Genomic DNA, 10,494 nt, shown 5'->3' on the forward strand with positions numbered 1-10,494 from the left:
ACTTTCTCAACAATAAAGGTCAATTGACAGGTACCGTATAATACCTTATCCTGACCCCGTAAAAAATAACTGACAAAGGAACCTGGCACGTGAAATACACAAAATCAACGCTTGTACATGGATATAACAACAGGATACTTACGATAGACTTGGGAACGGAAACCTTGCTTACTCCCGGGCTTGATCCCCGGACCAGAGATTATTTTATCGGCGGCCGGGGCCTTGGTTTATACCTCCTGCATGAGAGAATTAATTTAACAACATCTCCCCATGATCCGGAAAATCCGTTGATACTATCGCCTGGCCCCCTGGGCGGAATTCCGCAATTTCCCGGGACCAGCAAATGCATGGCTATTTCCCTGTCGCCGCTTACAGGTATTCCGGGAGTTTCAAATTTCGGAGGACATTTTGGCGCGTACCTGAAGTACGCCGGTTTTGATGCCCTGGTATTAACCGGAAAATCCAGAAATGATGTTATGATCGTTATTGACGCTATGCGGGGCGATATCTCCATCATGGCCGCGCCCACCATAGATTTTGTCTTCGACCTGGAAAAAGAAATCGCCGACACGTTTAGCCACCAGGGATACGACCGGAAGAACATCGTTTTCCTGACGACGGGCATCGGCGCAACCAAGACAACTTATGGCTGTATCAACAGCCATTATTATGATCCCACCAAATCCATGGACGAAATCAGAGGATTCTACCGGGTAAAACAGGCAGGCAGGACTGGTCTCGGCACCGTCATGATTGATAAGAAAGTCAAGGCCGTCGTCATCATTGCCGAATTTCCCAAAGGTGAAAACCCTTATGGGGCGGCTGATTGGGACAAGGTGAAAAAATCGGGTCTGAGGCTCAGTAAGGTCGTCAGGGAAGAAGACCCGAAATCATTGCAAATGTCCAGCAAAGGGAGCGCCGGACTGATAGATTTCATGAACAGGGAAGAATACCAGTCTCTGCCGGTAAATAACTACCAGTTGGGATCTGATTCGCGAGCCGAAAAAATCAGCGGCAAATATTACGCGGAATCTCTCTTCGATCACCGGGGCATGGACGGTTGTTTCCCGGGGTGCAATCTGAGATGCACCAAAGGGGGGTGCGTGACCTTGACAACGGGCAGAGACAAAGACCGCCGGGTCTGGGTGGATGGCCCCGAATATGAAACGGCCGCCGGTTTCGGTTCCAATCTGGGGATGTGGAATCCCAATTTCATTATGGAAGCCAACTGGCATTGCGATAACTACGGGATAGATACCATTACGACCGCGGTTATTATCGCCTTCTTGATGGAGTGCTGCCAGAGAGGCTATCTGACCAAAGCGGATACTGATGGATTGGAACTTGAATGGGGCAACGAACAGGCGGTATTGACCCTCATTCATCGGATTGCGCTTTCGGAAACAGAATTAGCCAAAGAAGCCGGCAGGGGAATGTTGCCTCTGCTGGACTGGATTTCAGCCAAATATAAAGGCAGAACTGGCGTATCTCCCCGGGAAGAGCTTGAGAAGTTTGCCATGCAGACCAAGGGTCTCCCGTTCTCCCTTTACCGGACTCACCGATCATTATCCATGCAGGGTTCCTATGCCGCCGCCAGCGATATCGGCGCCCACCATTCCGCCGCCTGGTTGATCAAAATAGATCTCATCGGTGGATTCCCCACCTTGCGGGACAAGGCCAGGGCATTGATCTCCTATCCGCGAGTCCGGCTCGGCAATGATAATCTGGGGCTGTGCAAACTTCCCTGGGTGGATGTGTTCAATCCCGATTCGGGGAAGATGAAGAATACGGATATTTATATTAATCCAGCCTCTCAGGAAATTTACGCTGATTTCTACAACGGCATGCTGGGCACAAATATGACTTGGCAAGACATTTTCGCGCAGACAGATCATGACATAAATTTACAACGGGTTATGAATGCCATGACCTACGGAACAGACACGGGAAAATACGACTGGATCCCGGATCGGGCGATCGGGCCAATTGACGATGATCTGTATGATATTGAAAAAGCTTATCATGACGAGGAGATCGGCAAAATTCTCGGGAAGTCCATAGCCGAAGTGCAGGGCATGGAGACAGGGGCAAAACGAGCAATCCTGATGAATCATCGTAAAGAGCAATTGACTGAATTGATCCGGATTTATTACGATGAAAGAGGCTGGAGCAGTTCCGGATTACCGACAATTGCTACCCTGAAACGCATCGGCCTGTGGGAATTCCTCACCGAGGAAACAAGAAACAGAATTTCTGAAATATCCGGTTGATATTCTACCTCGATCTTCAGCATTGTTACGTATAGTACCTACCTATACGTAACCGCGGATGTTTTTTAATAAGGAGACAGACATATGTCAAAGATAGCGCTCAGGAAGAGCCGGCTGTCGTCCGCCTTGTGGAGCATATTTCGCGATTATTACGTAAACATACCCGGTGTTGATCCGTCTTATACGCATGCCCGATGGCAGCAATGGAAAGAAAGCGCGGGCGTCATCACGTATCTCGCCGGAAGCAACGGCAAGGTTGTGGGATGGATCGTTTATAACCCGGCTACGAGCACCGTCGAGGAGATCCTCGTAAACGGCGAGGAGCAACAGGCGAAAATCCTTTTCCGGATGATTGACGAGCTCATCGCCGTGCAAAACCTTGTGTCCGCCGAGGTACTGGCGTCAGACCAGCAGAGATACCGGTGGTTGGTGGAATACGGCTTTCGTCCTACCCGATCCTTTACCGCGAACGACGCTTCTTTCCTCAAAATGGATCTGAGTACGGCGGTGCTTTTTAAAAGGCTTAAAGGACGGAAACCGGCAAAGGACTGCCGGAAAAAGGAAAAGGTAGCTATTGAGAAAGTCCCTGCATCCCAGACCTATGCAGAGATCAAAGAAAGCATTGAAAATCTCGTCAACAAACTGGGCGGCGTGCGCAAGTTTGTTAAAGCGGGCCAGACGGTCGTGATCAAACCGAATCTGGTGGCCGACCACGGGATGGTGAATGGTGTGTACCGAGGGGGTGTGGTCACTGATATACGGATCGTGCGAGCTCTCGTTGAGCTCCTGCTGCCTATCGCCGGGAAAGTCATCATCGCGGAAGGCTCCTCAATCAACCGTAGCGCAACTATGAAGATGTTTCTCCTGTACGGTTATGACAAGCTGATTGATCTCGATCCCCACAAGGTGAGCCTCGTTGACTTGAACGCGGACGCACTGATCGAAAAGACGGTGCCGGGCGCGAAACGGATGACGTCGAGAAAGGTTCCGGTCACCCTCAACAGGGCCGATGTGATCATCAACGTGCCAGTCATGAAAAACCATTTTGCGGCCATCACCTCGCTCGCGATTAAGAGTCTCCAGGGAGCGATGCCGCCTCTTGAGAAATATATGAGTCATTTCTTTGGGCTCTGGCAGAACCTGGTCAACATTCACCTTCTCGTCAAACCAAAGCTGCACATTATTGATGGCCTCGTCGGGCAGGAAGATTTCGGCCCGGTCTCAGGCACACCAAAGCCAATGAACCTGTTGATCGGAGGGGTGAACCCGGTAGCGGTGGATGCGGTGACCATGAGGATCATGGGGCTCGATCCGCTAACGTCGCCTCCCGTGCGGCTGGCCTATATGCAGGGCCTGGGACCGATTGACCCGGAGAAAATAAACATCATTGGGCCAGCGATCGCGGCAGTGGCGAGCCCGTTCAAGCAGCCGGAAATCAATTTGACGAGCGGCAGGGACATTACCATTCACGCTGAAAATGCCTGTCCCGGCTGCGCGGGATACCTCCACTTCGCCGTGGCTAAACTGCGACGGCCTGATCCGAAAGACCCATCGAGGCTTCTCATAGACCGGCCCTTTGATCGCAAGGTGCATATCTTTCTCGGTCCCACCATTGACCGCGACATCAATCCGGGCGAAACGAACATCTTCCTGGGTATCTGTCAGCAACACCATGCGGAAACGGGCGCCCATCTGCCGGGCTGTCCTCCTCATGCAGGGGTGCTGCTCAAGGGCATGTACCAATTATTTCCTGATGTCGAACGGCCCAAATACGCAGACGAGGCCGAGGAGATAAAGCTGGAAAGAATGCTCAAGGAAACCCAGGCTTCTCTTCATTGAGGGATCCTCTAAACTGCTATCAGCGCCAGCTCTCGCCGGTGCAAAACGTTGCCCTTACATAAAATAAAGTATTCCAATGCGTTATCAATTATATTGTTTTCATATAAACTATGATACGAGTGAGCCATGTACGAGGGGGGCGTTGCCAACGGACAGACAGTTTTTCATCACATAAATTATGATTCATACGGTAAAAAAACCATGATTCTGATTACCCACCATACCGGCGAGGCCCATGGCATCCTGGGCGTTCAGGCGGCAGGCACGCATCTGACGACGAATTTGCATATACCTTCGCTGGTGGTCGGCATTGAAAGACAGTTTTCCCAGGAACTGCTGTTAAGATTTCTTGACGATTATTATGCAGGCCAGGAAAAAATTATCGGATTCTCCCACCTATGCGGCCGTAAAGACCTCATGGAATTAATCGGCGCTGTCCATGAAAGGGGGTTTTTCACGATCCTCGGCGGCCCGCAGGCTGAAAAAGATTATTACGGAGAGGGCGATTCAGAGCGCTACCCAATGCGATTCAAGGGTTTGCACAAAGCAATAGACCTGGCAATTCAGGGGCCTGTTGACCGCCTGAAGCGGGAGCAGCTATCTTCAAAAGCAGGTTGCCTCAATTTCCCCTGGGGCAAAGATATCGTTCTCAATGTTGACTGGACAAACATTTATACCTTTGCGGATACACTGAAAAGGCTGGCAATAAGAACGGCGCAGGTACTGAATTCCATCGGTTGTCCCTATGCCAACAAGAAAAACACGGTCAGATTACCCCTGCCCGACACTATCAAAGGGAAATCATTAGATATTGACGTTGAATCATACGGCTGTATCTTTTGTGATGTCTCAAGAGATAAAGGCTTTCACGGACATATAGACAAAAGCGTAGTACTCTCGCAAATCAGGGCCTTACCGGAAGAAAACGAAAGAAAGATTCCCTTTGAGCTGATAGACGAGTATCCGATCAGCTCTTTGCAATGGATCATTGACGACGCTGCCCAGGCAGGCATCAAGTTATCCCGGATTGATCTGGTATGCCGGATTGATGATATAAATACTCATCCTGAACTTCTCGAGGCGGTTTTGAAAGCTGCCCAAGAAAAGCAGATAGCGATCAAGTTCGCATCAATCGGGTTTGAATCTTTCAGCGACAGGATTCTCCGGCTTCTCAATAAGGGGATAACGGTCAATGATATTGTGCGGTGCGTGGGGATCCTGCGGCAATTTAAAGAGAGATTCGGCCACACTATCCTGTACAGAAGTGATGAAGGCGCAAATCACGGGTTTATCCATCCGACCCCCTGGGACGACAGCGAAACAATATCTGAAAACAACAGGAACATAGCCATCCATCGCTTTTTTGATGATATATTGCCACCGCACAGCGTTCCGTTGATAATCCACCATGCTTCTTATCTCGGGGATTGGATAAGACAGGTTGAATCCGAGCTGCAGGTGGGATTTAAAAGAGAGGGCACATGGATCGAGTGGTGGAGCCCGCCGGAAAATAATCAAACAATCTATTTGCCGGAACATACCGGGAGCACCAGGGAGTTGTAGTGAGTAGGGTGTCAAGAAAAATAATGAACTCAAGCCGCCCCTGATCAAATATCTCCCAAGGTATGATAAAAAAGCGTTTTACAAAGAAAGGGGCACGAAGTTGCCTCCGTGCCCTTCCAATGTAAGAGATGTACGAGGTTGCAGTTATTTAGCTGCTGGCGCTGCTGGCGCTGGTGCTGCCGGTGCTGCCTTCTTGTCTGCCGCTGCCTTCTTGTCGGCTGCCTTCTTTTCGGCTTTTGCCTTCTTTTCGGCTTTTGCCTTCTTGTCGGCTGCCTTCTTTTCTGCCGCTGCCTTCTTGTCTGCTGCCTTCTTTTCGGCCGTTGCTTTCACATCCGCCGCCTTCTCTGCTGCCGGAGCCTTCTCTACTGCCGCTGCCGGAGCCTTCTCCGCTGCCGCTGCCGGAGCCTTCTTTTCTGCCTTGGGAGCCGTATCCGCTGCAAAAGCCACTGTCGAGAACATGAAAACCAAAGCCACTGCCAATACCATAAAACGTTTCATATCGTACTACCTCCTTCAGAATTTTGTTATTCTTCATACAGCAAGCTGCATACCAAAGCACAAATATCCCCGAAATAACCGCGTGTGATTTATAAAACGTTGATAGTAAAGGACTTTTTATTAAACAATTATTCCCCGGGGGGCCTTAAAATGGAGAATTACTCCCCAGGCATTGGGGAATTATGTATCAAAGGCCGCTATGTTGGGAACATCTTCCGGTCAACAATCACAGGCAGCGCGTGGGGCAGGATATCAATGACTACCGGCAACCAGCCCGGCTGCTCGCCATCCGCATCAATACGAATATCCTGCGTTGAGGTGGCTTCAATGTGCCTGGCGGTCAATGTTATTACCTTTCTTATCTCCTTGATACGACCATTGTAAAATTTGGCAATATTAAGGAGCATTTCCGGCAGTGACAAATCGCCGATTACCGTCACGTGCAGGAGACCATCGTCAGCCAGCGCCTCGGGAGCCACGCACATGCCGCCGCCATGGTAGCGTCCATTAGCCACGACAATGTTCCGGACGACGAATTCCTCCGCCTGACCATCACAGTGCAGGCAAATGCGCCTCGCACCGTGACGCAGGAGGCAGACCAAAGTTGAACGCAGAAAAGACAGGAAGGCGCCACCGGCTTTGCTGTGGGAGTTGACATGGAAGGCTACCTCGCCGCCGGTCCCAAAACTGACGACATTATGAAAGTAATGGACTTCAGGAGCGCCTTCGTGATTGGAAAATTGAACCCGCCCCAGATCGAGGGAGCGCGTGTATCCCTCTTGTATAATCTGCAGCGCCCTGCGGGGAGAGGGTGATTTGAGGATTATCCTCGCAAAATCACATCCCGTGCCGAAGGGCACAACTCCGAGGCGGGCTTCACGGCAGACCGTAGGGGGTATCTCCATAAAACCATTAATGATCTCATTTAACGTACCGTCCCCGCCCACGCCGATAATCAAACCGGCGCCGGCGGCTAAATGCTCGCGGGTAAGCAGGGTGGCGTCGCCTGCCCGTTCGGTGAAGCAGGCCGTAAATGAGCCTAACTGTTCTTCCACCAGCCTGCTCATGGCACGCCATTTCGCCGCCGCCGCACCGTTGCCGGCCCGGGGATTGACAATAAAGACTGTTTTTTGACTCGGCAAAATCTGTGCCTCTCAACACTATTTAAGCAGTCCGGCGGGCCGATTGCGGATCACTGGCCGCCATCCGCCGGTACAACCAGCAGATAAGATAGAAAAACACGCCCACGCTGCCTCCCAGAAAAACCAGAGTTCTGGCGGCCATTCTGACTTCCTTCTGCCGGTAAACTTTTTTATCGGCGCAATAGATCCCCAGCATTCCCTGGTTGATGAGACAATGGAAGCGGGCGTAGGGCAAGGCGGCGATGCTCAAGTTGGCCTGCTGATAGAAATGGGACAGGCGGGTCACCATTTCCCGATAATCCCGATAATAGGAGCAAAAATTCAGGTCGCCGCCGAGGCGGTCTTCATCCTGGTCTATAAAGTAATCCAAAAGGATGTGCAACCCCTGCACCCAGGGGAAGCAGGCATCTCTAATATTGCGCACCAGCAAGGCGGTACAATCCTCATGACAGGCATGGGCCACGAGACAGAATATTCCGACGGTGGAACCGGAACAGGCGGCAAATTCATACCAGGCCATGGGCGGCAAAGCCTGCTTTTGTTCGTCAAACCAGGCCTGCATCAGGGGCACGCGCTCCTCACGGCGGACATGCTTGTACACCTGTAAAGCGCAGTAGTAGTCTGCCAGTTCGTGGAGATGAGGAGCGATCAGTTTATAGCCCGGCAAAGCGGCCAGCACTTCCTGACAGGTCAGGACGAGGGCAGCCAGATATCCGCCATCATCCTGTTCAGCCCGACAGCGATAATAATCGTCCAATCTTGCTCCCGGCGTCAGGGCGTGCTTCATGGAGGTATGCAAAATGCGGAAGTCATTGGGGTCCAGAGAGGTGCTGCGATCGCACAGGTTATCCAGATAATCGCTGATGGTTTGATAGGCGACGATAAACCGGATGGCCTCCCGATAGCGATCACCGGCCAGGAGACCGTAAATGCTGCCGCCCTCGCAGTGAAAGGTCTTGCCGGCGATGCTGGCCAGGGCCTGTTTTTGCAGCTCCGGATCGGGAATAATCCGGGCCTGATCAATCCAGTGCTGCAAATGCTCATGCACCTGGGGACGCACCTGCAAAAATATCTTCGGCGTCATGGTAAAGATGTTGGTCGGAGGCGGCACCCTGATTCTCCTTTGCCCGGGGAAAAATCGCGTTTTTTCATTATCATAAGCCGTCGTATTGCACAACCTTTAAGTCCCCTCACCCCCTGGCGGGGGAGGGTTAGGGGGGGGGGGAGGTTACCATGAAGTCAGCATGTTGCAATTTCACCCACCCCCTACCCCCCTCCCGTCAAGGGAGGGTGATTTTCATATTAACTGCTTGCCCGCGGCTGCCCGTTGTGATAGGCCCCCACAGGGGTCTGATGATATGAACAGCAATAACAAGGATGATGGCCACAGAATAATCGTTGTCGGAGCGGGGGCCGGCGGCATGATGGCCGCCGGCCGGGCGGCCGAGCTGGGGGGCGCCGTGCTGCTTCTCGAGAAGACGGATCAACCCGGCAAGAAGCTGCTCATCAGTGGCAAATCCCGCTGCAATCTCACCAACGCCAAAGAACTGGAACCATTTCTCGCCATGTATGGGGCGAACGGCCCCTTCCTGCGCCAGGTCTTTCATCGCTATTTTCGTGAAGAATTGCTTGCTTTTCTGCGGCAATACGGCGTGGAAACCAAGGTCGAACGGGGCGGAAGGATTTTCCCGGTATCCGATGATGCCCGGGATGTGGTGACGGCGCTGACGCGCTGCCTCTCCACCCGCGGCGTAAAAATCAGCCACCATACCCGGGTCAAAGGCCTCATCAGCGATGGTGGCCGGGTGACCGGCGTACAGACAGAGCAAGAAATTATTCCCGCGGCGGCGGTCATCCTGGCCACCGGCGGGGCGACCTACCCGCGAACCGGTTCCAGCGGCGATGGCTTTCAACTGGCAGCGGCCCTGGGACATCAGATAACCAGGCTGCGTCCGGCATTGGTGCCCCTGATCGTGGACAACCAGGGGCTGGCCAAATCCATGCAGGGGGTAAGTCTCCGGAATGTCCGCCTGACAGCCTTCCAGTGCCCGGCGGCAGAAATTGACGCGGCCCTTACACCTGACGAAGACAGCGGACGCGGTATAGCCAGAAAGCCCCCGGCGCCGGTCATCGAAAGCCGCCTGGGAGAGATGATGTTGACCCATTTCGGCCTGGGAGGCCCCATTACCCTTCTCATGAGTCTGTCCATCGTGGCTGCCCTGGAACGCGGCCCCGTCAGTGTGGCCATTGATCTCAAACCCGCCCTGAATCGCGAGCAACTGCGTTTGAGATTACAGCGGGATTTCGACCAGTTCAGCAAACGCGGCTACCGCCGCCTCCTCGCCGGCCTGCTGCCCGCCAAAATGGTTGACCCCTTTGTGGCCCTGACCGGGATTGCTCCCGACAAGCCGGCCCACCAGATAACGGCGGCGGAACGGGAAGGGCTCCTGAATCACCTGAAGGCCCTCCGCTTCAATATCCTCCGTCCGCTGCCCATGGCGGCTGCCATTGTCACAGCGGGCGGCGTATCACTCAATGAAGTTGATCCCCGCACGATGGCCTCACGATTGCTTTCCGGGCTCTATTTCTGCGGCGAGGTGCTAAATATAGATGCCGACACGGGCGGTTACAATCTGCAAGCGGCCTTCTCCACCGGCCATGTAGCCGGCGAACAGGCTGTCGCCTTCGTAAAAGAACGGATGGAAACTCAATTGCGTTGACATCCCCTGTTCTGCTGATTATACTAAAAATAAAGAGGAGGAACAAAATGAGACGAACGAAATGGCTGTGCTTGATAGTGATTTTTTTGTTGGTTGCGGTTGCGGCCTGTACCAAATACGAAAGACAAGTGGTTCCTTTCCAACTTCCGGCCGCCTATCCGAATGCCACGGAAGCCGCTGAGGCCACCATCGCCGCCAAGGCCTACGACGGCAAAGATGAGGCTGGTAATGCTTTCGGCTTTGACATCCGCGGCGCCGGCATCCTGCCCGTCCAGGTCATATTTGACAACAAGGGCGCTCATTCTCTGGAAATTGTCCCGGCCAAACCTTCCTGGTGGATGAGGCCAATAACCTCTGGCCTATTCTCGATGCGAGCCTTGCCTACGACCGGATAAACAAAAAGACGGAGCTGGGCAACGTCGTGCCGGAGGGCGCCAAATCCGGTATGCTGGCTGGCGCCGC

8 protein-coding genes are annotated in these 10,494 nt (G+C 52.9%); 5 read left to right on the top strand and 3 right to left on the bottom strand.

Going from position 1 to position 10,494, the window contains the following annotated elements:
- Nucleotides 1-89 precede the first annotated feature (89 nt).
- The 3 genes from NT140_06890 to NT140_06900 all read left to right on the top strand — a co-directional run bounded on the left by NT140_06890 (nucleotide 90) and on the right by NT140_06900 (nucleotide 5,672).
- Nucleotides 90-2,270, top strand: coding sequence for a hypothetical protein (locus NT140_06890; protein MCX5831597.1), 2,181 nt, complete (start codon nucleotides 90-92; stop codon nucleotides 2,268-2,270).
- An 84-nt stretch (nucleotides 2,271-2,354) separates the two neighbouring features.
- Nucleotides 2,355-4,109, top strand: a complete 1,755-nt coding sequence (locus NT140_06895; GenBank protein ID MCX5831598.1) for a DUF362 domain-containing protein — start codon at nucleotides 2,355-2,357, stop codon at nucleotides 4,107-4,109.
- A 126-nt stretch (nucleotides 4,110-4,235) separates the two neighbouring features.
- The gene (locus tag NT140_06900) at nucleotides 4,236-5,672 is read left to right on the top strand and encodes a hypothetical protein (GenBank protein ID MCX5831599.1); all 1,437 of its coding nucleotides are present in this window, start codon (nucleotides 4,236-4,238) and stop codon (nucleotides 5,670-5,672) included.
- Between the two features lie 144 nt (nucleotides 5,673-5,816).
- On the opposite strand, the gene NT140_06905 is transcribed toward NT140_06900, so the two are convergent.
- The 3 genes from NT140_06905 to NT140_06915 form a co-directional block, all read right to left on the bottom strand.
- The gene (locus NT140_06905) at nucleotides 5,817-6,170 is read right to left on the bottom strand and encodes a hypothetical protein (GenBank protein ID MCX5831600.1); all 354 of its coding nucleotides are present in this window, start codon (nucleotides 6,168-6,170) and stop codon (nucleotides 5,817-5,819) included.
- Nucleotides 6,171-6,367: 197 nt separating this feature from the next.
- Nucleotides 6,368-7,312 carry a diacylglycerol kinase family lipid kinase gene (locus tag NT140_06910; GenBank protein ID MCX5831601.1) on the bottom strand — a complete coding sequence of 315 codons (945 nt, stop codon included), beginning with the start codon at nucleotides 7,310-7,312 and terminating at the stop codon, nucleotides 6,368-6,370.
- Nucleotides 7,313-7,334: 22 nt separating this feature from the next.
- Nucleotides 7,335-8,396: a tetraprenyl-beta-curcumene synthase family protein gene (locus NT140_06915; protein MCX5831602.1), complete on the bottom strand. Its 1,062-nt coding sequence runs from the start codon at nucleotides 8,394-8,396 to the stop codon at nucleotides 7,335-7,337.
- Between the two features lie 274 nt (nucleotides 8,397-8,670).
- Between NT140_06915 and NT140_06920 the strand changes: the two genes are divergently transcribed.
- Both NT140_06920 and NT140_06925 read left to right on the top strand, forming a co-directional pair.
- Complete coding sequence (locus NT140_06920) at nucleotides 8,671-10,032, top strand: NAD(P)/FAD-dependent oxidoreductase (GenBank protein ID MCX5831603.1); 1,362 nt, start codon at nucleotides 8,671-8,673, stop codon at nucleotides 10,030-10,032.
- 47 nt (nucleotides 10,033-10,079) lie between these two features.
- On the top strand, nucleotides 10,080-10,427 hold the full coding sequence (locus tag NT140_06925; protein ID MCX5831604.1) for a hypothetical protein: 348 nt from the start codon (nucleotides 10,080-10,082) through the stop codon (nucleotides 10,425-10,427).
- The last annotated feature ends 67 nt before the right edge of the window (nucleotides 10,428-10,494 follow it).

The organism is Deltaproteobacteria bacterium, from assembly GCA_026388415.1.
Taxonomy (GTDB): domain Bacteria; phylum Desulfobacterota; class Syntrophia; order Syntrophales; family JACQWR01; genus JAPLJV01.